This is a genomic window from Allobosea sp. P4_C6, from assembly GCF_056402015.1.
Map to the genome: position 1 here is coordinate 41779 of NZ_JBFUIF010000025.1, position 25746 is coordinate 67524.

Genomic DNA, 25746 nt, shown 5'->3' on the forward strand with positions numbered 1-25746 from the left:
ACTTCCGCGTCGCATCCGTCTTGAAGCGGGCCATGACCGATCTTTCGACCATCGAGGCGGCTGCAGCCAACGCTGCACCTCACGCGCGCCGGCGCACCTTCGCCATCATCTCGCACCCGGACGCGGGCAAGACGACGCTGACCGAGAAGCTGCTCTATTTTGGCGGCGCCATTCAGCTCGCCGGCGAGGTGCGCGCCAAGCAGGGCCGCCGCCAGACCTCCTCGGACTGGATGAAGATCGAGCGCCAGCGCGGCATCTCGGTCGTCACCTCGGTGATGACCTTCGAATATGGCGGCCACGTCTTCAACCTGCTGGACACGCCAGGCCACGAGGACTTCTCGGAAGACACCTACCGCACGCTGACCGCCGTCGATTCCGCTGTGATGGTCATCGACGCCGCCAAGGGCATCGAGGACCGCACCAAGAAGCTCTTCGAGGTCTGCCGCCTCAGAGACATCCCGATCGTCACCTTCATCAACAAGGTCGACCGCGAGACGCGCGACCCCTTCGACCTGATCAACGAGATCGAGACCACGCTGGCGCTCGACGTCGCGCCGATGACCTGGCCGGTCGGGCGCGGACGCGAATTCGTCGGCACCTACGATCTCAAGGCCAACACCTTCCGCCGCAACCAGAAGGGCGACGAGCGCGCCGAGGATCAGCGCGTCTCCGGCTGGGACGATCCGCTCTTCGACGAGCTGCTGCCGCACGGCGCCGCCGAGACCTGGCGCGAGGAGGTCTTCCTTGCCGCCGAGGGCCTGAAGCCATTCGATCTCCAGGCCTTCCGCGAGGGCCACCTGACCCCGCTCTATTTCGGCGCCGCGCTGCGCGACTACGGCGTGCGCGACCTGATCGATGCGCTCGGCGCCTATGCCCCGAGCCCGCGCGCGCAGATGGCCGACAAGCGCCCGGTCGAGGCCGGCGAGCCGAAGATGACCGGCTTCGTCTTCAAGATCCAGGCGAACATGGATCCGAACCACCGCGACCGCATCGCCTTCATGCGCGTGTGTTCGGGCAAGCTGACCCGCGGCATGAAGGCGAAGCTGGTGCGGACGGCCAAGCCGATGCCGCTCAACGCGCCGCAGTTCTTCTTCGCCCGCGACCGCTCGATCGCCGAGGAGGCCTTCGCCGGCGACATCGTCGGCCTGCCCAACCATGGCACCCTGCGCATCGGCGACACGCTGACCGAGGGCGAGGACATCGTCTTCAAGGGCGTGCCGAGCTTCGCGCCGGAAATCCTGCGCCGCGTCAAGCTCAAGGACGCGATGAAGGCCAAGAAGCTGCGCGAGGCGCTGCAGCAGATGGCCGAGGAAGGCGTCGTCCAGCTCTTCCTGCCGCATGACGGCGCACCGGCCATCGTCGGCGTCGTCGGCGCGCTCCAGCTCGACGTGCTCAAGGAACGGATGGACGCCGAGTATTCGCTCCCCGTCGATTTCGAGCCCTGCCAGTTCTCGATCGCGCGCTGGGTCTCCTCGGACGACAAGGCGGCGTTGGCGAAATTCGTCGGCCTGAAGCCATCCTCGATGGCCGACGATCTCGATGGCGATCCCGTCTTCATGGCATCCAGCCAGTTCACGCTGAAATACGATGCGGAGCGAGCTCCGGACGTCACCTTCTCCGACGTGAAGGACTACCAGAAAGTGACGAAGGGCTAGAGCATGCTGCGTTTGCCCGGAGCCATCGCGTCATCCCGGGCTTGACCGGGATGACGGTGCGTTCCCGTGAAAAATCAGCCGCGCTGGCCTTCCCTTCTCCCTTCGGAGGAGGGACGGACCTCCCGCTCAACCCGCCCGATTGCCTGACACCACCGCCAGCGCCGCGATGAACCTGTCGAGGTCTGCTTCCATGATGTAGGGCGCTGGCGAGATGCGGATGGTGTTGCCCTTGGCGACACCGCCGCGACGCACCGTCATCACCTTGTGCTGGTCACGCAGCGCCGCGACGATCGCGTTGGTGTCCGCCGCCGAGCGCTTGCCGGCCAGCGCGAAAGAGGTGATGCCGGCGACCATGCCCGGATCGTCGGGGGTCTGGATCTCGACGCCCTTCAGCTCGCGCGCCCTGGCGACCCAGTAATTGCGCAGGTGGCGGTAGCGCGCCTCCTTGGCCTGAGGCCCGATTTCCCGATGCAGGGCGAGCGCGGCCGGGACGGCAAGCTGCGCCGCGAAATTCGGCGTGCCGGTATGCAGGCGCGAACGAATGTCGTCGGCCTTGAAATCCTCGTCGGCCATGTAGCTGTCGATGTCGGCGAGGCGGTCCCGGGCGATGTAGATCATGCCGACGCCGAGCGGTGCGCCGATCCATTTGTGCAGGTTGAAGCCGATGAAATCGACGCCGAGATCCTTGGCCCTGAAGTCGACCTGGCCCCAGCTATGGGCGGCGTCGAGGATGACATCGGCACCGCGCGCCCGGGCCATGGCCGCGATCTCCTTCACCGGCATCATCAGCCCGGTGCGGTGGCTGATATGGGTCAGCAGAAGGAGCTTGGTCTTGGGATTCGCCTTCAGCGCGGCGTCATAGGCGTCGAGCACGGCCTGACGCGTCGCAGGTTCGGGAATGTCGAACTTGGCGACCTCGACACCGCGCCGGTCCTTGAGCCAGTTCATCGCGTACTGCATCGAATCATAGTCGAGATCGGCATAGAGCACGGTGTCGCCGGCCTTCAGCTTGTTGTAGCCGGAGATCAGGGCCTGCAGCGCCTCGGTCGCGCCCCGCGACAGCGCGATCTCCTCGCGGGCGACGCCTAGAAATTCCGCGAGCGGCGTGCGGACGTCGTCGAGATCCTTGCCGATCTTCGTCCGGGCATAGACCGTGTTCTCGAAATTCACGAAATCGGTCAGGCGCTTGTATTCCGCCTTCACCGGCTCGGCCATTATGCCCCAATAGCCGTTCTCGAGGTTCACCATCTCCGGCGTGACGCCGTAGAGGCCGCGCACGGCCTGCCAGTAATTCGTATCGGCTCCGAGGTTCGACGTCGGCAGCGCCGGCAACGAACGCGCGAGAACCGGCGCCGCATGAGCCGCCAGCGCAACGGTCCCCAACCCAAGCAACAGCGCACGGCGGCTGGTCTGCGGGAACGGGTTCGACATGCTCGTGATCTCCTGAGACGGCTTGCGCAGGGTTAGCGCCGGGCTGTCTCAGTCCTGTGACGGCCCGGCCCAACACCGGCCGGCCAGCCCGGCTCTCAGTTTCCCGACATCGCGAAGCCGAGCGGAATCGCGCTCGTCGACTTCAGCTCCTCCATGGCGAACATCGAGGTCACGTCGCTGAGGTCGATGCGGGAGATCAGCTTCTTGTAGAGCACGTCATAGGCCGCGATGTCGGCGACGCAGGCCTTGAGCAGATAGTCGATCTCGCCGCTCATCCGGTAGAAATCGACGATCTCCGGCAGGTCATGGACGGCTTGATGGAAGCGCTCCAGCCACTCCATCGAATGGCGCGCCGTCTTGACCGCGATGAAGACTGTGACGCCAGCCTTCAGTTTCTCCCGATCGAGCAACGCGACGCGCTTGCGGATATAGCCGGCCGCCTCGAGCTTCTGGACCCTTCGCCAGCACGGCGTCGCCGAGAGCCCGACAGCCTCGGCGAGCTCCGCCAACGGCAGGCTTGCATCCTCCTGCAGGCGCGCGAGGATACGCAGATCGAAGGCATCGAGTTTGGCCATGGCACCTCGGTGAATTGCAGATTCATATACCGGTCAGGGCGAACGGTGAGCAATAATTTTCCAAGTTCATGCGCAGAATGAGTATCTGGTTTCAATTATAGAAGAAAATTCCAAAGAGCTCGCAAACCGCTTTCCCAGGCAGCCGGTATCATTCGCTCATCGGGTCTTTCGACGGGAGTGGACGGGAATGCAGGGCTTTCTGAGCGAGGAGCGGCGCGGAGCCGTGCTGAGCAGCCTGCGGACCGACGAGGGCACGCTGTCGCGCGATTATCTCGCCGCCGCGCGGGAGGTTCTGCACGAGCTCGTCGCCATGCCGGATCTGGTCCGGCGCCTGCCGCTCGACCGCAAGCCCGGCGGCTACACGCGCAACCTGCTCGCTGGCAACGACGCCGTCAGCGTCTGGGCGATCGTCTGGGGCGAAGGCTCGGCCACCTCGATCCATGACCACCACTGCTCGTGCTGCTTCGGCGTCGTCTCCGGCGCCGTCACCGAGACCTGGTACCGGGCGATCGAGGCGACGCGGGCCGTGCCGACCGAGGAACAGGCGCGCGGGGCCGGCTATGTCGCCTGCATGCTGCCCACCGGGCCGAACATCCATCGCATGCGCAATTTCGGGCCGGGTGAAGCGATTTCGATCCACATCTACGGCTATGATCACGAGGAGCACGCATCCTCGGTCGAGACCGAATACACCGCCATCGGCGGCTGACCCGGCATGCCCCGCCCGAGCGAGGGCTTCCCGTATCGCCGGGGATAGCGCCACATCCTTATCCCCGCCCTCTCGGCGACAGCGATGATGCCTTCCTTTCGGGAGGGTCATCCATGTCGATGCGCGCCATCGGAGCCTTGATCGGTGTCGGCGCTTCGCCCGACCCCGCTCTGGCCGTTACCAGAGAACGCCTGCTGCGGCTCGCGCCGTCTGCGAACATCGCGATCGTCGCCGGCATCGCCGCGCGCTTCGACGCGCTGGCTCGCGAATACGACGTCACGACAGTGCTGCGCATCTGCCATTTCCTGGCGCAGGCCGCTCACGAGACGGACGGCTTCCGCACCTTCCAGGAATATGGCGGCCCGTCCTATTTCGCCCGCTACGAGGGCCGGCGCGATCTCGGCAACATCCAAACTGGCGATGGCGCCCGCTATCACGGCCGCGGCATTTTCCAGCTCACGGGCCGGGCGAATTATCGCCGCTTCGGCCAAATCCTCGGCATCGACCTCGAAGCCGAGCCCGAACGCGCCAGGGAACCTGCGGTCGCACTGGCCGTCGCCTTCGCCTATTGGCGCGAACGCGGCATGGCGGCAGCCGCCGACGCGGACGATGTCGAGCGCGTGACGAAGCTCATCAATGGCGGTCGCAACGGGCTGGCGGAACGCGCACGCTACCTCGCGACGGCAAAGCGTATCTGGGTGTGACGGTGTCCTCATTTTCGGGCGGCGCGCAACGCCGGCCCGATAACCTCATGACCCGGAACCACTGGATGGCGAGATGGTCGGATCAAGCCCGACCATGACGGCTGGCAGCCGCGCGTTCAGCGGTGCGCTGCCKTCAGCGCCTGGTCGAGATCGTCGTAGAGATCGSCGACATCCTCGATGCCGGTCGAGAGGCGCAAGAGGTCGGTCGGGCAGGGCGAGCCCGCGCCCTCGATCGAGGCGCGRTGCTCGATCAGGCTCTCGACGCCGCCRAGCGAGGTCGCGCGCTTGTACAGCGCGACCTGCGCCGCCGTGGCGATGGCCGCCGCCTCGCCGCCGGTGACCTGCACCGAGAGCATGTAGCCGAAGCCGTTCTCCATCTGCCGCGCCGCGATGTCGTGGCCGGGATGCTGCGGCAGGCCGGGATAGAGCACGCGCGCCACCATCGGATGCGCGGAGAGCCGCTGCGCCAGCTCCAKCGCCGAGGCCGCCTGCCGCTCCTGCCGCAGATGCAGCGTGCGCATCCCGCGCATCAGCAGATAGGCCTCGAACGGGCCGAGGATGCCRCCCTGGCCCTTGCGCACCGTCTTGATCCGGYTCCAGAACTCGTCGTCCTCGCGRGCGCAGAGCGCYCCGGCGACGACGTCGGAATGGCCGTTCAGCACCTTCGTCGCCGCATGCATCACGATGTCGGCGCCGAGCGTCAGCGGGCGGGTGTGGACCGGCGAGGCGCAGGTCGAATCGACCGCGAGCCTGGCGCCGGCCTGGTGCGCGATCTCGGCCGCSSCMGCGATGTCGGTGATGGTCCAGAGCGGGTTCGACGGCGTCTCGACCCAGATGAGCTTGGTCACGCCCGGCTTCACCGCGGCCTTCAGCGCGGCGAGATCGTCGGTCTCGACGAAATCGACGCTCAGGCCCCAGCGCGTCGCCTCGGTCAGAAGCCAGGCCCGCAGCGCCCAGTACATCACCTTGGAGGCGACGACATGGTCGCCCGGCGAGAGCGCCTGGAAGACCGCCGTCGCCGCCGCCATGCCCGAGCCGAACAGCAGCGCCCCGGCCCTGGCCTCCTCCAGTATGGCGAGCACGGCCTGCGCCTCATGCACCGTCTCGTTGTCCGGCCGGCCATAGATGAAGCCGGAGGAATAGCCATTGTCCGGGTCGCGCAGATAGGTCGTCGCGACATGGATCGGCGGCACCACCCCCTTCGTCACAGGATCGACCTTGCCCAGAGCCTGCGCGGCAAGGGAGCGCTTCGTCCAAGTCTTCAGTCCCATGACGCATTTCCGACGCCCTCTCCGGGGCCGGCCGATCCGGTCCTCGCTGATTGGCTGCCCGTCATCCTGTTCGGAAACGCATGGTCATTTTCGCGGGATTTAGTTAGATGGTGACGAATTTCGCCGTTCTGAATGGGCTCCATGGCAAAAACAGTCGAACTCGATCGGTTCGATCATGCTCTTCTCAGGGAGATGCAGATCGACAATCAGACTCCGGCGCGCGTTCTGGCGGAGCGGGTCGGCCTGTCACAGAGTGCGGTGCTTCGGCGCTTGCGCCGTCTGCGTGCCGAACAGGTCATCATGGCCGATGTCTCGATCGTCAGCCCGGAAACCCTCGGCGTGCCCGTCACGGTGCATGTGCTCGTCTCGATCGAGCGGGGATCGCGAACCTATGGCGAGTTTTCCCGCAAGCTGCAGGCGCGCCCGGAAGTCCGGCAGGCCTCCTATGTGACGGGAGGCGCGGATTTCGTCGTGCACCTGCAGGTCGAGAGCATGGCAGCCTATGCGGCCTTTGCCCGCGAGGTCTTCCACGACGACCCCAACGTCTCCGAATACCACACCTACGTCGCCATGCGCGAAGTCGTCGGCCCGGCATCGAAGCGATAGAACGACACCCTTCGATACAACCACGCCGTCATTCCGGGGCGGGCCGTATCCCCGAGCCCGGAACCCATGAACACGACAGCCCGTCAAAAGGCCGCCGATCTGACAAATCTTCTCGTCTGACCTCGTGTTCATGGGTTCCGGGCTCTTCGCTGACGCGAAGCCCCGGAATGACCCCGCGGTTCCGTCAAAACCCAGCAAGCCCCAGGCCGATAAAAGGCCTCTGCGTCATCCTCGGGCGACCGCAGGGAGATCCGAGGATCTCAAGCAGGGCAGGGCGCGGGAGCCTCCTTCGACCAGAGATGCTCGGGTCAAGCCCGAGCATGACGCGGAGGGTGGCGTCGGGGAGATTCCCATCGTGAGCGCAGTGGGGATACCGGCCACGAAAAAGGGCCGGCGTTTCCACCGGCCCTTCTTAATTCAATTCTGCGTCCGCTCAGCGGGCGACGACGACGCGGGTGCCGACCTTGGCGCGCTCGTAGAGGTCGATCACGTCCTCGTTCAGCATGCGGATGCAGCCGGAGGAGACGGCCTGGCCGATCGTCTCCGGCTCATTCGAGCCGTGGATGCGGTAGAGGGTCGAGCCGAGATACATGGCGCGGGCGCCGAGCGGGTTGTCCGGGCCGCCGGTCATGTGGCGCGGCAGGTCGGGGCGGCGCTTCAGCATCTGCGACGGCGGGGTCCAGCTTGGCCACTCGGCCTTGCGGGTGATGGTCTGGCTGCCGGCCCAGTCGAAGCCAGGGCGGCCGACGCCGACGCCGTAGCGCACGGCCTTGCCGTCTGGCATCACGAAATAGAGGCGGCGCTCGGCGGAATTGATCACGATCGTGCCCGGCCGCTGGTTCGTCTGATAGCTGACGATCTCGCGCGGAATCGCGGTGGCCTGCGCCTTGGCGGGGTCGACGTACTGGACCAGCGGCTGGCGGGTCAACGGATCGATTTCGGCCCGGGCGGCGGAGCCGAGGGCGAGCAGGCCAAGGCCGGCGAGCATGGCCAGACGGATGGAGCGGATCATCGAGAACCTCGGACGGTCGGGACGGCGTTGGACATGAAGTTGACATGGAAAAGTCAACGTCTCCTCAATGTCCTGTCAGCTTCGCCGGCCCCCGGCAATCGGACTCCAATCACAACGCTGAGAGCTTTCGAGCTTTGCCGTTCTGCGTTGCGCGCAAGCAACATGCGGCCGGCATCTCAGCTCCGCAGAACCACGCAGGCGCCGCGATCGGCCTGGATGCGCCGGCAGAGCGTGCTGGCCTCGGCGCGTGTCGCGGCCGGCAGCCGCACCCGGTAGAAGGCGCGCGTGCCCCGGCTGCGCAGCCGCGTGCCGATCACCATCGGCTGGAGCTCGCCGATGATCGCCCGGTGGCGCGCGCCGGCGCGTTGGAAGCTGGCGAGCGCGCGTGCCTTCGAGAAGTTGCCGGCGAGTTGCACGCCCCAGGGCGCGAAGGGCGCCTCCGCGATCATGGGCAAGGCCGGACGCGATTGCCGGATCGCGATCAGCGTCGGCGCGCATGCGGTCTGTGGATCACGCGTCGCCGGTCGAGGCGGCGGAGAGCGGCCGTCGCCATTGGCGACATTGCGTGCCTCCTCCGCCCAATCCTCGACCGAGGCGCCGGTGATCAGCAGGACATAGTTCTCCGTCTCCATCGGGAGAAAGCGGGATTGCCCGGCGGCGCGGGCGGCGAGCCAGCCGGCGAGGCGGTTCGGACCCCCATTATACGCGGCGGCCGCGAGCCCCCAATTGCCGAAGCGATCCCGCAGATCGGCCAGGAAATGCGCCGCCTTGGGCACGGCCTGCTCGGGGTCGAACGGATCGACAAGGCCGCGCTCGCGCGCCGTGCCGGGCATGAACTGCGCCACGCCCTGCGCACCTGCCGGGCTGGTGACATGCGGGCGGAAACTCGATTCCTGGAAGATCAGGCGGGTCAGGAAGGCCGGAGGTACCGAATGCGTCCGCGCGGCGTCATCGATCAGCCGGCAGAGCGCATCCTGGATGCCGGAGGATGGCGGCAAGGGCTCCTCGGCAGCCTGGCCCGAGCCGGGCAGCAGACTGAGCGCGAGCAGCATCGCGGCGAGCCGTTTCGCAGGATTGGCCAGGCGGCGGAGGGCGCCGGAGATCATGCGGCTTCTCTCGCATGTTCGCGGGCCGGCTGCCAGCGGGGGCGCCTTTCGGTTGTGGCCGGGGCGCCGCCTGTGCGAAGAGGGCGCCGCGCCGGCGCGTCGGTCGGTGCTGCGGGAATTGGGAGTGCACGGCCGCAATGGCGAAGGCCTGGGTCATCTGGTCGCGATGGTTCCTGGTAGCGGCCGCAGGCTGCGCCGGCCTGCTGTTCGCGTTCATCGCCGTGCTCGATCCCTTCGGCTTACGGGTTGTCGCAGGGCAGGCGGCGCGGCCGATCATGGATATCAACCAGCGCTTCATGTACCCGCAGCTCGTGCGCTCCGGCCGCTTCGACGCGGCGGTGCTCGGCACCTCGACGATGCGGCTGCTCGATCCGCAGACGCTGTCGCGCGGGCTCGACGCCCGTTTCGTCAATCTCGCGATGAATGCGGCGACGCCCTGGGAGCAGCTACAGATGGCCGGGCTGTTCCGGGATCAGGTCCGGGCGCCCAAGCGAATCATCTGGGGCTTCGATACGACCTGGTGCGAACCCGACGCCACCGATCCGGCAAAGCGCCTGACGCCGCGGCCCGTGCCGGCCTGGCTGTCGCGCGACGTGCGCTGGACCGATTGGCCCAAGCTCCTCAACCTGACCAATATCGAGATCGCCGGCCGGCTGATGGCCTATCGTCTCGGCTGGTCGCGGGAGCGCATCCGGGGCGACGGCTACGAGGTCTTCACGCCGCCGGAGGCGAGCTATGATCTCGCCCGGGCGCGGAGCCACATCTATGCCGGCAGCGGCGGCAAGCCGGTCGACCTGGAACCGCTCGCGACCCCGGAGGCGGTCCCCGAGACGGAGCGTGCCGGCTGGCGCTTCCCGGCGCTGGCCTGGCTGGAGGAGGCGATCGCCGCCTTCCCGAAGGAAACGCAGGTGATGCTCGTCCTGCCGCCGGCCCATCTGACGGCCTATCCGCGCGAGGGCTCAGCGGGCGGGCAGCGCTACGCCGCCTGCAAGGCCGGGATCGCCGCTTTGGCCCACCGCCATGGCGCGACCCTCGTCGACTACGCCCACGCCTCGCCGATCACGACGCAGGATGCGAACTACTGGGACCCGCTGCATTTCCGTCTGCCGATCGCCGCACGGTTCGGCGACGAACTGGTCGCGATCGCGAAGGGAAATCCGCCGCTCGCGGATGGCGCGGCGCGCGTCTTGCGCTGACGATGTCGGGAAAATGGTGGGCGATACAGGGATCGAACCTGTGACCCCTCCCGTGTGAAGGGAGTGCTCTACCGCTGAGCTAATCGCCCGGACCGGCCCTCTCCTAGTCGGCGCGTCTCATGCCGTCAAGGACGTGCGGGCACCAGATTGAGCGCGCGATCCACAGCTTGGGGCAGCTCGCCGAAATGCTGGATGATGAAATCCGGCTCCAGCGTCTCGATCGGCACGTCGGTATAGCCGAAGGGCACGCAGATCGAAGGAATGCCGGCCGCGCGTGCCGTGGCGATGTCCGTGCGCGAATCGCCGATCATCACGGCGCGCGCCGGATCGGCCTTTGCCGCCTCGATGGTCAGGGTGAGGTGGCGCGGATCCGGCTTGAAGAAGGGGAAGCTGTCGCGCCCGGCGACGGAGGCGAAGCGCTCGCTGATGCCGAAATGGTCTAGGATCAGGCGGGTGTGCAGGATCGGCTTGTTGGTGCAGACCGCAAGCGCATAGCCTTCACCGGCAAGCGCATCGAGGGCGCCGAGCACGCCGTCGAAGAGATGGCTCTGCGAAGCGACATCCTCGGCGTAGATCAGCAGGAAATCCTCGAACAGCCGTTCCAGCGTCTCGGCCGTGAGCGGGCGCCCCGACACCTTGAAGCCGCGTTCGATCAGCGCGCGTGCGCCGGCGCCGACGAGCTCGCGCGCGCGCTCCAGCGGCAGTGCCGTCAGACCCTCGCGCACCAGGATGACGTTCAGCACCCGCATGATGTCGGGCGCGGTCTCTGCGAGCGTTCCGTCGAGATCGAACACGACGATCGGGGGCAGGCTCATGACATGACCTTCAGGGCAGGGCGGCGGATGGCTCGCTTATCAGATGGCTGGCTTAAAGGAGTTCGCGGGCCTGCTGGCAAGCACTTCTCGACCACCTCCCCAAATTCGCCGCGCATGATGGTATCGTTCGCGCGATTCGTCGCACCCTCGGCGGCAGGGGAAAGTGTCATGTCGAAGATCATCGCAACACGGGCCGGCGTGGCGCGCCTCGCGCTCGGAGCCGGGCTCTCTCTGCTGTGCGCGGGCTCTGCCCTGGCAGGACCGTTCGAGTTCGCCCCGGCGCCGCAGAACGACCTCAACCGCGTCTACCGCATCGACAAGGCGACCGGCGAGGTCGGCGCCTGCCAGTTCCAGCTCAAGGAGGGTGGCGTCGGCGTCACCGTCTGCTTCCCGGCGGGAGAGGGCGCCGGCCCGCAGGCGCCGAGCGACTATGGGCTGATGCCGTCCCGGCACGAGCGCGAAGGCGGCATCTTTCGCGTCAATATCCGCACCGGTGAGATGAGCATCTGCTACGTCTTCGACGACAAGACGGTGTGCACGCCGCAGACGAAATGAGGTTTTGCGCCGTTGGGATGCTGGACATGGGGCATCCGGCGCGGCAGGAGAGCGGCGCTATCCGCTGCGGATGGCGGCCGGTTTCCGCAATTCGACCCAGGCAGTGCCATGAACGCCGATGATCTGAAGAAGCAGGCTGCCGCCCGCGCCCTCGAACTCGTGCGGCCCGGCATGCGGCTGGGCCTCGGTACGGGCTCGACGGCGAAGCACTTCGTCGACCTGCTCGGTGTGAAGGTCGCCTCCGGTCTCGATATCCTCTGCGTCGCCACCTCCGAGGTTACGCAGGCGCAGGCCGTATCGCTCGGCATTCCGATGTCGACGCTCGACGAGACGCCCGCGCTCGATCTGACGGTCGACGGTGCCGACGAGCTCGATCCGCAGCTTCGCCTGATCAAGGGCGGTGGTGCCGCGCTGCTGCGCGAGAAGATCGTCGCCGCGGCCTCCGCACGGATGATCGTGATCGCCGATGACGGCAAGCTGGTGCAGACGCTCGGCCGCTACCCGCTGCCGATCGAGGTCGTGCCCTTCGGCCTGGAGGCGACGCGCCGCGCGGTGGCGGAGGCTATTGCCGCGTCCGGAGCTGCCGGCGCGCTTTCGCTGCGCCAGCGGGCGGACGGCACGACGCTCGTCACCGATGGCGGGCATTTCATCCTCGACGCCCATCTCGGCGCCATAGAGCGGCCGGAATTATTGGCTCAGGCTCTCAACGCGGTGCCGGGCGTGATGGAGCACGGTCTGTTCATCGGGCTTGCCGCCGGCGCGATCCTGGCCGGGGCGGACGGGTTGAAGATCCTCGGCCAGATCGACTGATTCCATTCCTGCGCGATCCACGCTAAGGAACGCGCGAACAACGGTCGGCTCGGCACGGGCCGGTGGCGCTGCCGGGCTCATCGCCCGGCTCGTCCAAGATGAAGGGGTTTTGACCGCATGATCCGCCACACTCTCGCCAGCCTGGCAATCGGCCTCGTGCTTCTCGGTGCCGCGCCGGCTTCTGCCCAGGCGCCGACATTGACGCCGAGCCACCTCCAGCTCGCCCGCGAGGTCATGGATCTGACCGGCGTCACGCAGAACGTGAACAACATCTATCTGGAGTTCCAGGACAGCGCGAAGCAACTCGTCTCGACCCGGCCCGAAGCCACGAAGGACATGGAAGCCGTCATCAACGAGCTGAAGCCGGAGGCGGACAAGCGCACCGACGAGATGCTCAGGACCTCTGCCGCCGTATTTGCCAGCAAGATGACGGAAGCCGATCTCAAGGAGATCACGGCTTTCTTCAAGTCGCCGGTCGGGCAGCGCTACACCAGCCTGCGGACCGAGGCGATGAAGGATATCATTCCGCTGCTTCAGCCCTGGAGCGTGCAGACCAGCAACTATCTCTTCGACCGGTTCTCGCAGGAGATGCGCAAGCGCGGCCATACGCTCTGACGCTGCCTGCGATCCAAGACCGGATCATCTCATGAACGCCTCCCCTTCCATCGGAAGGGGAGGCGTTTTCGTTTCCGCTACTCAGTTGACCGGGCCGGTGCCGCCGATGTCTTCCATCAGCGGGTCGCCGGGATGCGTGCCGGTCCTGCGGTTGACCATGACGGTCACGACCCACAGCAGCACGCCGATGCCGAGCAGCACGCCGGCGATCGTGTATTGCACCGAGTCCCGCCCGGTCCACGGCCCGGCCAGGAAGGCGCAGGAGATCGCGCCGACGATCGGCAGGAAGGTCGGCGTCCGGAAATGGTCATGGTCAACCGTGTCCTTGCGCAGGACGAGCACGGCGACGTTGACCACGGTGAAGACGCAGAGCAGCAGCAGCGCCGTCGTGCCGCCCAGCGCCGGCACTTCGCCGACGAAGGTGATCAGCGCGAAGGCCAGCAGGCTGGTGAAGCCGATCGCGACATAGGGTGTCCGCCGGGTCTCATGGACCTTGCCCAGGATGGGCGGCAGCACGTGCTCGCGGCTCATGCCGTAGACCAGCCGGCTCGCCATCAGCATGTTGATCAGCGCGCTGTTGGCGACCTCGAACATGGTGATGAAGCCGAAGATCCAGAGCGGGAAGTTCGGTGCGCCGGCCTGCACGACCTTGAGCAGCGGCGTCTCGCCCTCGCCGAGTTGCTCCGGCGGGACCAGCGTGATCGCCGAAATCGAGACCAGCACATAGATCACGCCGGTGATCGCGAGTCCGGCGAGYAGGATGCGGGGGAAGATGCGGCTCGGATCCTTGGTCTCCTCGGCCATGTTGACCGAGTCCTCGAAGCCGACCATGGCGAAGAAGGCGAGCGTCGTGGCCGCGATGACCGGCCAGAACATGCCGCCATCTGCGGTGGTCTTGAACTGCATCACGCGCGAGACGTCGCCCTGGCCGGCGGCGATCGCCATCAGGCCGATGGTGATGATGATCAGCAGGCCGGTCAGCTCGACGCAGGTCAGCACCACATTGGCCTTCACGCTCTCGCCGACGCCGCGTAGGTTGACCACGGCGACGATCGCCATGAAGCCAAGCCCGATCAGCGTGATGCCGATGCCGCCGGAAAGCCCGAGGCCCAGGGCGTTCGACATGTTCGCGGCGAAAGCGCGCGAGGCCGTCGAGGCGGAGGTGATGCCCGAGCACATCACCGCGAAGGCGACGATGAAGGTGACGAAATGGATGCCGAAGGCCTTGTGCGTGTAGAGCGCGGCGCCGGCGGCCTTGGGATATTTCGTGACGAGTTCGAGATAGCTGAAGGCCGTCACCATCGCCACGGCGAAGGCCACGAGGAACGGCAGTCAGACGACGCCGCCGACCTGGTTCGCCACCTGCCCGGTCAGGGCATAGATGCCCGTGCCGAGGATGTCGCCGACGATGAAGAGAAGCAGGAGCCAAGGCCCCATGACGCGGTGCAGGCTGGGCTCCGCGGTGGCGGGCTGGCCCTTCTCGGCCTGCGCGCCAAGCGAGATGTCGCTCATCGATAATCTCCCTCTGCCGCGGCATCGAGCGCGATGCCGGCCTTGAGACAACACAGTTCCGCCGTATTTGTTCACGCGCAGGTGGAGAGACGGAGGGGTTGGCCGCTGGCGTTTGTCGGAAGCCCGGCCTATCTGCGTGCTCTCGCTGCTGCTGCGCCGGAGCCCGGACCATGACCCGCGATCTCGTCCTCGTGACCGGAGGCTCCGGCTTCCTCGCCGGTCACTGCATCCTGGCGCTGCTCCAGGCCGGTTATGACGTCCGCGCCACGCTGCGCTCGCCGGCACGGGAGAGCGGGTTGAGGGACGCCTTGAGGCTGGCCGGCATCGATGCGGGCGAGCGGCTGCAGATCGCGATTGCCGATCTGATGCTGGACGAGGGCTGGGGCGAGGCGGCTTCGGGTTGCTCCCATGTGCTGCACGTCGCCTCGCCGCTGGCTGCCGCCGTTCCCAAGGATGAGGACGAGCTGATCCGCCCGGCGCGCGAAGGCACCTTGCGCGTCTTGCGCGCCGCGCATCTGTCCGGTGTGAAGCGTGTGGTTCTGACCTCGTCCTTCGCGGCCATCGGCTACGGACGCGCGCTGAAGCGCCCTTATGACGAGCGCGACTGGACCGATCCGTTGGCGTCCGGGCTGGCGGCCTATCCGAAATCGAAGGCGCTGGCGGAGCGCGCTGCCTGGGATTTCGTCGATGGGGAAGGGCAGGGGCTCGAGCTTGCCGTGGTCAATCCTGTCGGCATCTTCGGCCCGTTGCTGGGACCGGATCTCTCGGCCTCGATCCTGCTGGTCAAGACCATGCTGGAAGGGAAGCTCTGGGCCGTCCCTCGCCTGATGTTCGGTGTCGTCGACGTGCGCGACGTTGCCGGCCTGCATCTGCGCGCGATGACCGATCCGGCCGCGGCCGGTGAGCGCTTCCTCGCCACTGCCGGCGATTTCATGACCATGCAGGCCATTGCCCAGGCGCTGAAGGACGGCTTCGGCGAGCGTGCTGCCGGTGTTTCCACGCGCGTGCTGCCGGACTGGCTGGTACGCTTCGCCGCACGCTTCAGCGCGACCGCGCGTCAGGCTGCTACCCCCGAGCTCGGCCGCGTCAAGACCGCGACCAGCGCCAAGGCTCAGGCCATGCTGGGCTGGCAGCCACGCCCGGCTGCGGAGGCTCTCGTCGCGACCGGCGAAAGCCTGTTCCGGCTCGGCCTCGTCAGTCCTCCGCGGCCTTGAACCGGTTCAGCCCCTGCATCGCGAAAGGCGCGACCAGGGCAAGCAAGGCGATGCCGAGCAGCGTCGCCGAGATCGGGTTTTCCAGCAGGATCATCGGGTCGCCGAGGCTGATCTGCAGGGCGCGGCGCAGTTGCTGCTCCGCCATCGGCCCGAGGATGAGCCCGACCACCATCGGGGCGACCGGATAGTCGTAGCGGCGCATCAGATAGCCGAGGAAGCCGAAGGCGAAGAGCATGGCGAGCTCGACCGGCGAGCCGTTGACTGCGAGCGTGCCCATCGTCGCGAAGACGAGGATGCCGGCATAGAGCCAGGGCTGCGGGATCGCCAGCAGACGGACCCAGAGACCGATCAATGGCAGGTTCAGGATCACCAGCATGACGTTGGCGATGAACAGCGAGGCGATCAGGCCCCAGACCAGGTCCGGCTTCTCGGCGAAGAGCAGCGGCCCGGGGTTCAGCCCGTATTGCTGGAAGCCGGCGAGCATGATCGCCGCCGTCGCCGAGGTCGGCAGGCCGAGCGTCAGCAGCGGCACCAGCGTGCCGGCGGCCGACGCGTTGTTGGCGGCCTCTGGCCCGGCAACGCCCTCGATCGCGCCCTTGCCGAATTCGTCGGGGTACTTGCAGAGCTTCTTCTCGGTCGAATAGCTGAGGAAGGTCGGCACCTCGGCGCCGCCCGCCGGCAGCGCGCCGATCGGGAAGCCGAAGGCGGTGCCGCGCAGCCAGGGCGCCCAGGAGCGTTTCCAGTCCTCCTTGGTCATCCACAGCGAGCCCTTGATCGGGATGATCTCCTCGGGATCGCGGAAGCGCTTGGAGGCGACATAGAAGGCCTCGCCCACGGCGAAGAGGCCGACGGCAAGCGTCGTGACCTCGACGCCGTTGAGCAGTTCCGGCACGCCGAAGGTCAGCCGCGCCTGGCCGGTCAGCTTGTCGATGCCGACGAGCCCAAGCGTGATGCCGAGGAACAGGCTGGTGAGGCCGCGCAAGGGCGAGTCGCCAAAGGTCGCCGAAACCGTGACGAAGGCGACGATCATCAGGGCGAAATAGTCCCAGGGGCCGAACTTCACCGCGATCTCGACCAGCCACGGCGCCAGGAAGGCAAGTCCGATCGTCGCGATCAGGCCGGCGACGAAGGAACCGATCGCCGAGGTCGCGAGGGCGGGTCCGCCGCGCCCGGCCTTGGCCATCTTCGAGCCTTCGAGCGCGGTGGCGAGCGAGGCGCTTTCGCCGGGTGCGTTGAGCAGGATCGCGGTGGTCGAGCCACCATACATGCCGCCATAGTAGATGCCGGCGAACATGATCAGGGAGCCCGCCGGATCGAGCTTGAAGGTGACCGGCAGCAACAGCGCGACCGTCAGCGCCGGGCCGATGCCCGGCAGCACGCCGACGGCGGTGCCGAGGAAGACGCCGATCAGGCAGAAGACCAGCTTGGAGGGCTCGAGGGCGACGGTGAAGCCGTGGAGCAGCGAGAGCAGGGTATCCATGGGGTTCAGCTCCGCCTCAGAGGAAAAGACGCTCGAGCGGGCCCGACGGCAGGATCAGCGTCAGGAGCTTGGCGAAGACGAGAAAGATCGCGAGGCCCAGCACGAGGCCGATCGCGGCGTCGACGAGCAGGGCCTGCCGGCCCATGCCGCGTGCGGTGCAGGCGAACACGACCGCGATGGCGATGCTGAAGCCGCCGCCGAGCCCGATGCAGGCGATCAGGAAGGCGAGCCCGCCCGCGATCCACAAGAGCGCGTTGCGATCGGCTTCTTCCGGTTCCGGCAGCCCCTCGCGGAAGGCGACGAAGAAATGCGCCAGGCCGAGGATGACGAGCCCGCTCGCCACCACATAGGGCATGGCGGTCGGGCCGACGCCATAGATCGAGGTGATGGTCTGCTGGGAGGCATCGTAGCCGACCAGCGCGGCGACGATCAGGAGCAGAACGCCCACGATCAGGGCCGGCTTGTTGGCACCTTGCGTGCGAGTCTCGTTCGTCATGGCGTTCCCGCGGGTGGTGGCCGGCGCCTTCGCAGCGCTTCTGGCGGTGAGAAAAGGGGCCGGTTTCCCGGCCCCTGCTGATTTTGGCTTTTTCGGCGGCTTACTTCACCAGGCCGACTTCGGTCATCACCTTGCCGACACGCTCGATCTCGGCCTTCTGGAAGGCAGCGAATTCCGCGCCGCCGAGGAACGCGTCGTCCCAGCCACGGGCCTTGAGGATCTCGCCCCATTCCTTCGTCTTGACCAGCTTGGCGACGGTCTCCTGCAGAGCCTTCTCCTGATCGGCCGAGAGGCCGGGAGGAGCGACGACCGAGCGCCAGTTCAGCAGCTCGAGATCGATGCCCTGCTCCTTCAGCGTCGGGGCGTCCGGCGCATTCTCCAGGCGCTTGCCGGCGGAGACGGCGAGCACGCGCAGCTTGCCTGCCTTGATCTGGCCCTCGAACTCGCCATAGCCGGAGACGCCGGCCGTGACGCGCCCGCCGAGCATGGCGGCCAGTGCCTCGCCGCCGCCCGAGAACGGGATGTAGTTGATCTTCTTGGCATCGGCGCCGACAGCCTGCGCGAACAGCGCCGCGAGGATGTGGTCGGTGCCGCCGGCCGAGCCGCCGGCCCAGGTCACCTTGGCCGGGTCGGCCTTCAGGCGCTCGGCCAGGTCCTTGGCGGTCTTGAGCGGGGATTCGGTCGGGACGACGATGACCTCGGCCTCGGCGGTGAGGCGCGCGATCGGCGTCACCTGCGTCAGGTTGACCGGCGATTTGTTGAGCAGGATCGCGCCGACCATGACGAAGCCGTTGACCATCAGCTGGTGGCCATCGCCCTTCGCGCCGATGAGCTGGGCGAGGCCGATGGTGCCGCCGGCGCCGGTCACGTTGTTGACCTGCACGCTCTTGACGAGGCCGGAAGCGGTCAGTGCCTGCTGCATCGAGCGCGCCGTGCCGTCCCAGCCGCCGCCGGGCGCGGCGGGAGCCATGATCTTGAGCTCGCTGACTTGGGCGAAGGCCGCCGTCGAGAGAGCCGCGAGCGCCACCGCCGTCAGGGCCGTGCGCTTCAGGATGGTTGTGAGCATGGATTCCTCCGCTTGCGGCTTTGCCGCGGGTTTCTTGAGGCGGCTTCGCCTGTGGCACCTTGCCGCGCCGGTCGTCAATTGCGCCTGATTGCATAATCGGAAGTCAAGAATTTTCGACGACAGGCAGCTTCCGTCGCATCTTCTATACCTTTCGTTCTACGACCCGCACGTGCCTGCTGATCGAAGCCTCTGGCCGGAAACTCTGCGATCGCGTAATCGCAGGGCCATGAGTTCCTCGATTATCCCCGGTGCTTCCGTGCCGGCTCCCTCGGTCCTTTCGCAGCGTCTTGCCCGCGCCGGCTACGCCCTGTTGGTCGCGCTGCCGCTGGCGATGTGGCTCGCCAATCGCTCGTCGCCGCTGGTCCTGGGATTGGCCGCCCTCTGTTTCCTGTGCTCCGCCCTGGCTGATCGGGGAGTGGCTGACCTCCTGCGGCGCCTGCGCGATGTGCTGCGGACGCCGGTGGGGCTGGCGCTCGGCGCGTTCATGGTGTGGTCGCTCGTGACGATCCTGTGGAGCCACCGGCAGGCCACCAGCCTCGCGATGTGGGGCGAACTGGCGATTCCACTGGCGAGCGGCCTTGCGATTGCCGCGAGCGGGCGCTTCCGGCCCGGCCGGTTGGAGAGCCGCGCCCTTGCCGTCGCCATCGCCGCCGCAGCGATCTTCATGATCGCGGAACTTGCGACCGGGCTCTCGCTTCGCATCGCGCTCGATATCGGCAGGCAGGTCACCTACATCTTCAACCGTCCAGTGCTGACCTGCCTCGTCCTGTTGCCCGTTGCCGCAGCCGGTCTGTTTCTCGGCAGGGGCAGGACGGTTTTCGACTGGCTGCTTTGCGCAGTCATGGTCCTCGTCGTGGCGAGCATTTCCTTCGACTCAGAGAGTGGCGCCGCCGGGCTCGGTTTCCTTCTGCTGGCCCTGGCCTGGATCGCGGCCCGGCTTCTGCCGCGTCTGACCCTTGCCGCAGTCGCTCTCGGCTTCGTCGCGACGATGGCGGTCGCCCCCGTGCTCGGTCGGCTCGGCGACGAGGCTCTTCCGGCCTCGCTGCACGAGCGGCTCGCCAATTCCCATTCGCGGGACCGTGTCGATATCTGGCTGAGCTTCGGCGAGGCGATCAGGGCGCGGCCGTTGCTGGGCTCGGGCTTCGGCACCTCGCCGACGCTGGATCGTCACCCCGTGGCGCTTGAAGTTTCGCCGCCGCGCCGCCAATTGCTCGCAGTCGGGCATCCGCATAGCGCGCCGGTCCAGGCCTGGGTCGAGACGGGCGTCGTCGGTGCGATCCTGCTGACCCTTGCCGGCCTGGCTTTCCTGTGGCGCCTCAGGCATCTCGCGGCGCGCGACCTCGCGCCGCGCCTGGCGCTGGCCGCCTCGGCCTTCGGGGTTGCGACGGTGGCGCATGGCGCCTGGCAAGGCTGGTGGGTCGCCGCGCTCGCGTTGGCGGCCGTCTGGCTGACCTATGGCTTGCCCTCCGAAGGCAGCGACGGCTGAGAGGATATCATGGCTGATTTCGACGTCGATCTCTTCGTCATCGGGGCCGGTTCCGGCGGCACGCGGGCCGCACGCATCGCATCGGGCCACGGCGCGCGGGTGATGATCGCCGAGGAGGATCGGATCGGCGGCACCTGCGTGATCCGCGGCTGCGTGCCCAAGAAGCTCTTCGTCTATGCCAGCCGCTTCGCCGAGGATTTCGAGGATGCGGCGGGTTTCGGCTGGACGCTGGGCACCAAGCCGTCCTTCGACTGGCCGACCCTGCGCGATGCGGTGGCGAATGAGGTCACGCGGCTTTCCGGCCTCTATCGAAAGGGCTTGGAAGGGGCGAAGGTCGAGATTCGCGAGGAGCGCGCTGTCGTCGAGGGGCCGCAGAGCGTGCGGTTGGCCAAGAGCGGCCAGATCATCCGCGCCCGCCACATCCTCGTCGCGACCGGAGGCTGGCCTTCCTTCGATCCGCCGATCCCCGGCGGCGAACTCGGCATCTCCTCGAACGAGGTCTTCCACCTGCCGGCCTTGCCGAAGCGGATGCTCGTGGTCGGCGGCGGCTATATCGCGCTCGAATTCGCTAGCCTCTTCGCCCGGCTCGGTGTCGCGGTCACGCTGCTCCATCGCGGCGATAACATCCTGCGCGGCTTCGACGAGGACATCCGCACGCGCCTGCGCGATGCGCTTGCCCATGCCGGCATCACCTTCCGCCTCGGCTGCACGATCGAGCGCATCGAGGAACTGGCGGACGGTACGCACCGCGCCCATTGCGCCAGCGGGACGCCGATCGACGCCGACGTCGTCCTGGTCGCGACCGGACGCCGGCCTAACACGAAGGGCCTTGGCCTGGAGCAGGCAGGGGTCGAGCTCGGCCCGCTCGGCGAGGTCGTCGTCGACGCCGCCTCCGCCAGCAGTGTGCCGTCGATCCACGCGGTCGGCGACGTCACCAACCGCGTCAACCTGACGCCCGTCGCTATCCGCGAGGGTCATTCCTTCGCCGACAGCATCTTTGGCAGCAAACGCTGGATAGTCGACCACGCCACCATCGCCTCGGCGGTCTTCACCACGCCGGAGGTCGGGACGGTCGGTTTGTCGGAAGGACAGGCCATGGCCGCCGGGCACGACGTCAGGATCTTCGAGTCCGGCTTCCGTCCGATGAAGGCGACGATCTCCGGCCGGCAGGAGCGCATCTATATGAAGCTCGTCGTCGATGTGAAGACCGACCGGGTGCTCGGCGTTCACATCCTCGGTCACGACGCCGGAGAGATCGTCCAGGCTGTCGCCATCGCCGTGACGATGGGCGCGACCAAGGCGGATTTCGACCGCACCGTCGCCCTGCATCCGAGCGCGGCCGAGGAACTCGTGACGATGCGCACGCCGCGCGCCGGCTAGCGCGGGGCAGGGCGCTGCCGGTTTCGGCAGCGTTGAATCAATCTGCGAGGCTGCTCTTCCGCAACATCAACGACTGATGGCATCTCGCTGAGATGAATCGGCTTTTCGATATCCGATAGAGTCGGATCGCGCCCGTTTCGCGCGCTGACCGGACTGTGGCTATTCCGGCGCCATGGGTGTATAGCCGCGCGTTCGCGCCACGAAGAGGTAACCACGCGCGATTTCAATGAGCAGGAGCACGTAGTCCCATGTCCGAGCGGTGGACGCCAGAGAGCTGGAGGGCCATGCCCGCCCAGCAGATTCCGGAATATCCGGACCAGGCAGCCTTGAAGGCGGTTGAGCAGCAGCTCGCCGGCTTTCCGCCGCTCGTTTTTGCAGGCGAGGCGCGCAAGCTCAAACGGGCGTTGGGCAAGGTCGCGGCCGGTGAGGCCTTCCTCCTGCAGGGCGGCGACTGCGCCGAGAGCTTCGCCGAGCATTCGGCCGACAATATCCGCGATTTCTTCCGGCTCTTTCTCCAGATGGCCGTGGTGCTGACCTTTGCCGGTGGCTCGCCGGTGGTGAAGGTCGGGCGCATCGCGGGCCAGTTCGCGAAGCCGCGTTCCGCGCCGAACGAGAAGATCGGCGACGTCGAGCTTCCCAGCTACAAGGGCGACATCGTCAACGACATCGCCTTCACGGCCGATGCGCGCATCCCCGATCCGCGCCGCCAGCTCGAGGCCTACAGGCAGTCGGCGGCGACGCTGAACCTGATCCGCGCCTTCGCGACGGGCGGCTATGCCAATCTCGACAACGCGCATCGCTGGATGCTCGGCTTCGTCAAGGACAGCCCGTCCTCGCATCGCTACCAGGAAGTGGCCGAGCGCATCACCGAGGCGCTCGACTTCATGCGCGCCATCGGCATCGATCCGGAAACCCATCCGGAGATGCGCACGACCGACTTCTACACCAGCCACGAGGCGCTGCTGCTCGGTTACGAGCAGGCGATGACGCGCACGGATTCGACCACCGGCGAGTGGTACGACACCTCCGGCCACATGGTCTGGATCGGCGACCGCACGCGCCAGCTCGACCACGCCCATGTCGAGTTCTTCCGCGGCATCAAGAACCCGATCGGCCTGAAATGCGGTCCTTCGACCACGGTCGACGGCCTGCTCAAGCTGATCGAGGTGCTCGATCCGCAGAACCAGCCGGGCCGCCTGACGCTGATCGCCCGCTTCGGTGCCGACAAGGTGTTCGACAACCTGCCGGCCCTGGTGCGCGCCACCAAGCGGGAAGGGCGCAATGTCGTCTGGTCCTGCGATCCGATGCATGGCAACACGGTCAAGGCCGCGAGCGGCTACAAGACGCGTCCCTTCGACCTGATCATGACCGAGGTGAAGAACTTCTTCGCCGTCCATCAGGCCGAAGGCACCCATGCCGGCGGCCTGCATCTGGAGATGACCGGCAAGAACGTCACCGAATGCACCGGCGGCGCGCGCGGTATGACCGATGCGGATCTCAACGACCGCTATCACACGGTCTGCGATCCCCGCCTCAATGCCGAGCAGGCGCTTGAGCTCGCCTTCCTGGTGGCCGAGCTGGTCAAGCGCGAGCGTTCCGGCCGCGCCCGGCCGGAGGTCGAGGCCGCCGAGTGAACTGAAGCCAGGCTGAAACGAAAAAGGGCCGGTGCGGATCGCACCGGCCCTTTTTCGTTGGAGAAACAAGTCAGAATTTGATGGCGGCTGCGACGCGGGCGGTGTTGACGTTCACGGTCACGCCTTCGACGTCATTGAAGCTGGTGAAGAGATATTCGCCGCGTACGATCAGGTTTTCTGTGAGTGCGGCTTCGAGGCCGCCGCCGACAGACCAGCCATACCCCCAGACGTCTTTCTTTGCGCCCCCGATTACGCGGGGCCAGCCAAAATAGCTCGTCGTGTAGTTGGAAGCCGGTGTGCGCCAGTCGGAAGCGACGGCGATGTTGGTGTCGAAGCGTCCGGCTGCCGCGCCGATCGTGAAGTACGGCATCAATCGCCCGTAGGCATAGCCGAAGCGGAGGCGAGCGTTAAAATAATCGTTCAGCCGGGCGTTTTGTACAGAGGCGATATAAACATCGCCCGAAGATAGTCGACGACCCTCGAGCGTGGACGCCGTCGTTTCCTGATCGACTCGGGAATATTCGGCCTCGAAACCGAGGATGACATCGCCAAATGCATAGTTATAACCCGCGAACACACCATAGGTCGGTCCGCGATCGTTCCGTGCCGGCGTCAATACCAGCTGGCCGGGGTCCATCTCGCCGAGCACGACTGTGCCGTTGAAGTTGCCGTTGGCGATGTCGAGGACGCCTTTGTCCGTACGGAAGCGAGTCTCGCTCAGCCCGCCGAATCCGCCGAAGTAAAAGCCCGACCAGTTGATGCCGAGATCGGGCGCTGGCGGGGCATCCTCGATCTGAGAGCCGCGCAGCACCGGATAATCAGCCGCAAGGGCAGGGGCTGTGAGAACACCTGTCGCGAGGGCAGCGGCCGCGCATGCAGGCGCGATGGAACGGATACGCATCCTGATCTCCCCGAGCAGCGGTCCGGTTCCATCCGTTTCACCCTGCTCGGCGATGATTCATGCCTTGGTAACCCTAATACCGGGTTAACGGTGCGGAAGCCGGGCCAACGACGCGATTGTCGCCTGCCTGCAAACGCGCCATAAGCCGCGTCATGACAACGCCAGTCGCCACATCGCCCTTGGTCCGCTTCGCGCCATCGCCCACGGGCTATCTCCATATCGGCAACGCCCGGCCGGCGCTGTTCAACTGGCTGTTCGCCCGTCGGCATGGCGGGCGTTTCCTGCTGCGTTACGACGACACCGACGTCGCCCGTTCGAAGCCGGAATATGCCGATGCCATCGCCGAGGATCTCGGCTGGCTCGGCATCGTGCCCGATCTCGTCATCAGGCAGTCGGAGCGCCTCCCGATCTACGACGCGGCAGCAGAGCGTTTGCGCCAGGCCGGTCGTCTCTATGCCTGCTACGAGAGCGCCGACGAATTGGACCGCCGCCGCAAGCGCCAGCTCGCCCGCGGCCTGCCGCCGATCTACGACCGCGCTGCGCTGAAGCTCACTGCCGAGCAGAAGGCGGCCTTCGAAGCCGAGGGGCGCAAGCCGCACTGGCGCTTCCTGCTGGAGGCGCGTGAGGTTACCTGGGACGATCTCGTGCGCGGCGCCTCTCATGTCGATTGCGCCTCGCTCTCGGACCCGGTGCTGGTGCGCGAGGACGGCAGCTACCTGTACACGCTGCCTTCCGTGGTCGACGACATCGAGACCGGCGTGACCCATGTCATCCGCGGAGAGGATCACGTCACCAACACGGCGGTGCAGGCACAGATCTTCGAGGCGCTGGGCGCGAGCCTGCCCGTCTTCGGCCATCACAACCTGCTGACCACGGCGAGCGGCGAGGGGCTTTCAAAGCGCCTCGGCCATTTGTCCCTGCGCGGCCTGCGCGACGGCGGTGTCGAGGCCCTGGCCGTCGCGGCGCTGGCTACGATGGTCGGTACCTCCGACGCGGTGCGCCCGGTGTCGAGCCTCGACGAACTCGCGGGCCTCGTCGAGCTCTCCCATGTCTCGCGCGCGCCGGCCAAGTTCGACGAGAACGAGCTGGCGGTGCTGAGCGCCCGCACGCTCCACCAGCTTCCATTCGCCGCCGTGGCGGGGCGGTTGGCGGCGCTCGGTATCGACGGCGAGGCCTTCTGGCTGGCGGTGCGGGGCAATCTCGCGAAGCTGGATGAAGCCGGCCAGTGGTGGCAGGTCGTCCAGGGACCGGCGACGCCCGTGATCGCGGATCAGCCCTTCGTGGCCACGGCCGCGGGCCTGCTGCCGCAGGAGCCCTTCGACGCCACGACCTGGAAAAGCTGGACGCAGGCCGTTGCCGCCGCGACCGGCGCCAAGGGCAAGGCGTTGTTCATGCCGCTGCGGCAGGCCCTGACAGGGCTGGACCACGGCCCGGAGTTGGCCGCTCTGCTGCCGCTGATCGGGCGCGAGAAGGTGCTGAAGCGGCTCGCCGGCGAGAGCGCCTGAGGACCCTCCGAC

The 25746-nt window shown here is 67.0% G+C and carries 25 protein-coding genes and 1 tRNA gene; 13 read left to right on the forward strand and 13 right to left on the reverse strand.

Annotated elements, in window-relative coordinates; all coding sequences use genetic code 11:
- Positions 1–32 precede the first annotated feature (32 nt).
- Positions 33–1655 carry a peptide chain release factor 3 gene (locus tag AC1DVA_RS18030; RefSeq protein WP_265050242.1) on the forward strand — a complete coding sequence of 541 codons (1623 nt, stop codon included), beginning with the start codon at positions 33–35 and terminating at the stop codon, positions 1653–1655.
- Between the two features lie 126 nt (positions 1656–1781).
- On the opposite strand, the gene AC1DVA_RS18035 is transcribed toward AC1DVA_RS18030, so the two are convergent.
- Together AC1DVA_RS18035 and AC1DVA_RS18040 are read right to left on the reverse strand one after the other, a co-directional pair.
- Positions 1782–3086 carry an aminotransferase class V-fold PLP-dependent enzyme gene (locus AC1DVA_RS18035; protein ID WP_265050243.1) on the reverse strand — a complete coding sequence of 435 codons (1305 nt, stop codon included), beginning with the start codon at positions 3084–3086 and terminating at the stop codon, positions 1782–1784.
- Between the two features lie 95 nt (positions 3087–3181).
- A complete protein-coding gene (locus AC1DVA_RS18040) occupies positions 3182–3661 on the reverse strand; it encodes an Lrp/AsnC family transcriptional regulator (RefSeq protein WP_265050244.1) in 480 nt (159 codons plus the stop codon).
- Positions 3662–3848: 187 nt separating this feature from the next.
- Between AC1DVA_RS18040 and AC1DVA_RS18045 the strand changes: the two genes are divergently transcribed.
- Together AC1DVA_RS18045 and AC1DVA_RS18050 are read left to right on the forward strand one after the other, a co-directional pair.
- Positions 3849–4370 carry a cysteine dioxygenase gene (locus AC1DVA_RS18045; protein WP_265050245.1) on the forward strand — a complete coding sequence of 174 codons (522 nt, stop codon included), beginning with the start codon at positions 3849–3851 and terminating at the stop codon, positions 4368–4370.
- Positions 4371–4483: 113 nt separating this feature from the next.
- Entirely contained in the window at positions 4484–5074 is a 591-nt protein-coding gene (locus AC1DVA_RS18050) for a glycoside hydrolase family 19 protein (RefSeq protein WP_265050246.1), read from the forward strand.
- A 116-nt stretch (positions 5075–5190) separates the two neighbouring features.
- Here the strand turns inward: AC1DVA_RS18050 and AC1DVA_RS18055 are convergent, their stop codons facing one another.
- A complete protein-coding gene (locus tag AC1DVA_RS18055; RefSeq protein WP_476806786.1) occupies positions 5191–6345 on the reverse strand; it encodes a trans-sulfuration enzyme family protein in 1155 nt (384 codons plus the stop codon).
- A gap of 141 nt (positions 6346–6486) precedes the next feature.
- Between AC1DVA_RS18055 and AC1DVA_RS18060 the strand changes: the two genes are divergently transcribed.
- Entirely contained in the window at positions 6487–6951 is a 465-nt protein-coding gene (locus tag AC1DVA_RS18060; RefSeq protein ID WP_265052611.1) for an Lrp/AsnC family transcriptional regulator, read from the forward strand.
- 433 nt (positions 6952–7384) lie between these two features.
- Here AC1DVA_RS18060 and AC1DVA_RS18065 read toward each other — a convergent pair whose 3' ends face one another.
- Together AC1DVA_RS18065 and AC1DVA_RS18070 are read right to left on the reverse strand one after the other, a co-directional pair.
- Positions 7385–7963, reverse strand: a complete 579-nt coding sequence (locus AC1DVA_RS18065; protein WP_265052612.1) for a L,D-transpeptidase — start codon at positions 7961–7963, stop codon at positions 7385–7387.
- Positions 7964–8139: 176 nt separating this feature from the next.
- The gene (locus AC1DVA_RS18070; RefSeq protein WP_476806787.1) at positions 8140–9069 is read right to left on the reverse strand and encodes a lytic transglycosylase domain-containing protein; all 930 of its coding nucleotides are present in this window, start codon (positions 9067–9069) and stop codon (positions 8140–8142) included.
- Positions 9070–9206: 137 nt separating this feature from the next.
- On the opposite strand from AC1DVA_RS18070, the gene AC1DVA_RS18075 reads away from it, so the two are divergent.
- The gene (locus tag AC1DVA_RS18075) at positions 9207–10265 is read left to right on the forward strand and encodes a hypothetical protein (protein ID WP_476806788.1); all 1059 of its coding nucleotides are present in this window, start codon (positions 9207–9209) and stop codon (positions 10263–10265) included.
- A gap of 14 nt (positions 10266–10279) precedes the next feature.
- On the opposite strand, the gene AC1DVA_RS18080 is transcribed toward AC1DVA_RS18075, so the two are convergent.
- Positions 10280–10354, reverse strand: a tRNA-Val gene (locus AC1DVA_RS18080).
- Positions 10355–10390: 36 nt separating this feature from the next.
- On the reverse strand, positions 10391–11080 hold the full coding sequence (gene gph, locus AC1DVA_RS18085) for a phosphoglycolate phosphatase (RefSeq protein ID WP_476806789.1): 690 nt from the start codon (positions 11078–11080) through the stop codon (positions 10391–10393).
- 168 nt (positions 11081–11248) lie between these two features.
- On the opposite strand from gph, the gene AC1DVA_RS18090 reads away from it, so the two are divergent.
- The 3 genes from AC1DVA_RS18090 to AC1DVA_RS18100 all read left to right on the forward strand — a co-directional run bounded on the left by AC1DVA_RS18090 (position 11249) and on the right by AC1DVA_RS18100 (position 13060).
- On the forward strand, positions 11249–11635 hold the full coding sequence (locus AC1DVA_RS18090) for a hypothetical protein (RefSeq protein ID WP_265052616.1): 387 nt from the start codon (positions 11249–11251) through the stop codon (positions 11633–11635).
- A 108-nt stretch (positions 11636–11743) separates the two neighbouring features.
- A complete protein-coding gene (rpiA, locus tag AC1DVA_RS18095; protein ID WP_476806790.1) occupies positions 11744–12445 on the forward strand; it encodes a ribose-5-phosphate isomerase RpiA in 702 nt (233 codons plus the stop codon).
- Positions 12446–12562: 117 nt separating this feature from the next.
- Complete coding sequence (locus tag AC1DVA_RS18100) at positions 12563–13060, forward strand: DUF2059 domain-containing protein (RefSeq protein WP_476806791.1); 498 nt, start codon at positions 12563–12565, stop codon at positions 13058–13060.
- 81 nt (positions 13061–13141) lie between these two features.
- Here AC1DVA_RS18100 and AC1DVA_RS18105 read toward each other — a convergent pair whose 3' ends face one another.
- Positions 13142–14380 (reverse strand): APC family permease, encoded by a 1239-nt coding sequence (locus AC1DVA_RS18105; protein ID WP_476806792.1) that lies wholly within the window; start codon positions 14378–14380, stop codon positions 13142–13144.
- A gap of 12 nt (positions 14381–14392) precedes the next feature.
- A complete protein-coding gene (locus AC1DVA_RS18110) occupies positions 14393–14572 on the reverse strand; it encodes a hypothetical protein (protein WP_476806793.1) in 180 nt (59 codons plus the stop codon).
- A 170-nt stretch (positions 14573–14742) separates the two neighbouring features.
- Here AC1DVA_RS18110 and AC1DVA_RS18115 point away from each other — a divergent pair, with 170 nt between their 5' ends.
- A complete protein-coding gene (locus AC1DVA_RS18115; RefSeq protein ID WP_476806794.1) occupies positions 14743–15786 on the forward strand; it encodes an SDR family oxidoreductase in 1044 nt (347 codons plus the stop codon).
- On the opposite strand, the gene AC1DVA_RS18120 is transcribed toward AC1DVA_RS18115, so the two are convergent.
- The 3 genes from AC1DVA_RS18120 to AC1DVA_RS18130 all read right to left on the reverse strand — a co-directional run bounded on the left by AC1DVA_RS18120 (position 15767) and on the right by AC1DVA_RS18130 (position 18828).
- The gene (locus AC1DVA_RS18120) at positions 15767–17266 is read right to left on the reverse strand and encodes a tripartite tricarboxylate transporter permease (protein ID WP_265052621.1); all 1500 of its coding nucleotides are present in this window, start codon (positions 17264–17266) and stop codon (positions 15767–15769) included. The two genes, AC1DVA_RS18115 and AC1DVA_RS18120, sit on opposite strands and share 20 nt — an antisense overlap.
- 16 nt (positions 17267–17282) lie before the next feature.
- Positions 17283–17762, reverse strand: a complete 480-nt coding sequence (locus AC1DVA_RS18125) for a tripartite tricarboxylate transporter TctB family protein (RefSeq protein WP_476806795.1) — start codon at positions 17760–17762, stop codon at positions 17283–17285.
- Positions 17763–17862: 100 nt separating this feature from the next.
- On the reverse strand, positions 17863–18828 hold the full coding sequence (locus AC1DVA_RS18130) for a Bug family tripartite tricarboxylate transporter substrate binding protein (RefSeq protein WP_476806796.1): 966 nt from the start codon (positions 18826–18828) through the stop codon (positions 17863–17865).
- A gap of 226 nt (positions 18829–19054) precedes the next feature.
- Here AC1DVA_RS18130 and AC1DVA_RS18135 point away from each other — a divergent pair, with 226 nt between their 5' ends.
- The 3 genes from AC1DVA_RS18135 to AC1DVA_RS18145 all read left to right on the forward strand — a co-directional run bounded on the left by AC1DVA_RS18135 (position 19055) and on the right by AC1DVA_RS18145 (position 23328).
- Positions 19055–20314: an O-antigen ligase family protein gene (locus AC1DVA_RS18135; RefSeq protein WP_476806797.1), complete on the forward strand. Its 1260-nt coding sequence runs from the start codon at positions 19055–19057 to the stop codon at positions 20312–20314.
- A 9-nt stretch (positions 20315–20323) separates the two neighbouring features.
- On the forward strand, positions 20324–21694 hold the full coding sequence (gor, locus tag AC1DVA_RS18140) for a glutathione-disulfide reductase (RefSeq protein ID WP_476806798.1): 1371 nt from the start codon (positions 20324–20326) through the stop codon (positions 21692–21694).
- A gap of 248 nt (positions 21695–21942) precedes the next feature.
- Positions 21943–23328 (forward strand): class II 3-deoxy-7-phosphoheptulonate synthase, encoded by a 1386-nt coding sequence (locus AC1DVA_RS18145; RefSeq protein ID WP_265052626.1) that lies wholly within the window; start codon positions 21943–21945, stop codon positions 23326–23328.
- Between the two features lie 70 nt (positions 23329–23398).
- Here AC1DVA_RS18145 and AC1DVA_RS18150 read toward each other — a convergent pair whose 3' ends face one another.
- The gene (locus AC1DVA_RS18150; protein ID WP_265052627.1) at positions 23399–24229 is read right to left on the reverse strand and encodes an outer membrane protein; all 831 of its coding nucleotides are present in this window, start codon (positions 24227–24229) and stop codon (positions 23399–23401) included.
- Positions 24230–24381: 152 nt separating this feature from the next.
- On the opposite strand from AC1DVA_RS18150, the gene gltX reads away from it, so the two are divergent.
- Positions 24382–25734: a glutamate--tRNA ligase gene (gene gltX / locus AC1DVA_RS18155; protein WP_476806799.1), complete on the forward strand. Its 1353-nt coding sequence runs from the start codon at positions 24382–24384 to the stop codon at positions 25732–25734.
- Positions 25735–25746 lie beyond the last annotated feature (12 nt).

Coding starts and splice junctions, on each gene's coding strand:
- AC1DVA_RS18030 (WP_265050242.1), top strand. CDS start 33: ATGACCGATCTTTCGACCATCGAGGCGGCTGCAGCCAACGCTGCACCT.
- AC1DVA_RS18035 (WP_265050243.1), bottom strand. CDS start 3,086: ATGTCGAACCCGTTCCCGCAGACCAGCCGCCGTGCGCTGTTGCTTGGG.
- AC1DVA_RS18040 (WP_265050244.1), bottom strand. CDS start 3,661: ATGGCCAAACTCGATGCCTTCGATCTGCGTATCCTCGCGCGCCTGCAG.
- AC1DVA_RS18045 (WP_265050245.1), top strand. CDS start 3,849: ATGCAGGGCTTTCTGAGCGAGGAGCGGCGCGGAGCCGTGCTGAGCAGC.
- AC1DVA_RS18050 (WP_265050246.1), top strand. CDS start 4,484: ATGTCGATGCGCGCCATCGGAGCCTTGATCGGTGTCGGCGCTTCGCCC.
- AC1DVA_RS18060 (WP_265052611.1), top strand. CDS start 6,487: ATGGCAAAAACAGTCGAACTCGATCGGTTCGATCATGCTCTTCTCAGG.
- AC1DVA_RS18065 (WP_265052612.1), bottom strand. CDS start 7,963: ATGATCCGCTCCATCCGTCTGGCCATGCTCGCCGGCCTTGGCCTGCTC.
- AC1DVA_RS18070 (WP_476806787.1), bottom strand. CDS start 9,069: ATGATCTCCGGCGCCCTCCGCCGCCTGGCCAATCCTGCGAAACGGCTC.
- AC1DVA_RS18075 (WP_476806788.1), top strand. CDS start 9,207: ATGGCGAAGGCCTGGGTCATCTGGTCGCGATGGTTCCTGGTAGCGGCC.
- gph (WP_476806789.1), bottom strand. CDS start 11,080: ATGAGCCTGCCCCCGATCGTCGTGTTCGATCTCGACGGAACGCTCGCA.
- AC1DVA_RS18090 (WP_265052616.1), top strand. CDS start 11,249: ATGTCGAAGATCATCGCAACACGGGCCGGCGTGGCGCGCCTCGCGCTC.
- rpiA (WP_476806790.1), top strand. CDS start 11,744: ATGAACGCCGATGATCTGAAGAAGCAGGCTGCCGCCCGCGCCCTCGAA.
- AC1DVA_RS18100 (WP_476806791.1), top strand. CDS start 12,563: ATGATCCGCCACACTCTCGCCAGCCTGGCAATCGGCCTCGTGCTTCTC.
- AC1DVA_RS18110 (WP_476806793.1), bottom strand. CDS start 14,572: ATGAGCGACATCTCGCTTGGCGCGCAGGCCGAGAAGGGCCAGCCCGCC.
- AC1DVA_RS18115 (WP_476806794.1), top strand. CDS start 14,743: ATGACCCGCGATCTCGTCCTCGTGACCGGAGGCTCCGGCTTCCTCGCC.
- AC1DVA_RS18120 (WP_265052621.1), bottom strand. CDS start 17,266: ATGGATACCCTGCTCTCGCTGCTCCACGGCTTCACCGTCGCCCTCGAG.
- AC1DVA_RS18125 (WP_476806795.1), bottom strand. CDS start 17,762: ATGACGAACGAGACTCGCACGCAAGGTGCCAACAAGCCGGCCCTGATC.
- AC1DVA_RS18130 (WP_476806796.1), bottom strand. CDS start 18,828: ATGCTCACAACCATCCTGAAGCGCACGGCCCTGACGGCGGTGGCGCTC.
- AC1DVA_RS18135 (WP_476806797.1), top strand. CDS start 19,055: ATGAGTTCCTCGATTATCCCCGGTGCTTCCGTGCCGGCTCCCTCGGTC.
- gor (WP_476806798.1), top strand. CDS start 20,324: ATGGCTGATTTCGACGTCGATCTCTTCGTCATCGGGGCCGGTTCCGGC.
- AC1DVA_RS18145 (WP_265052626.1), top strand. CDS start 21,943: ATGTCCGAGCGGTGGACGCCAGAGAGCTGGAGGGCCATGCCCGCCCAG.
- AC1DVA_RS18150 (WP_265052627.1), bottom strand. CDS start 24,229: ATGCGTATCCGTTCCATCGCGCCTGCATGCGCGGCCGCTGCCCTCGCG.
- gltX (WP_476806799.1), top strand. CDS start 24,382: ATGACAACGCCAGTCGCCACATCGCCCTTGGTCCGCTTCGCGCCATCG.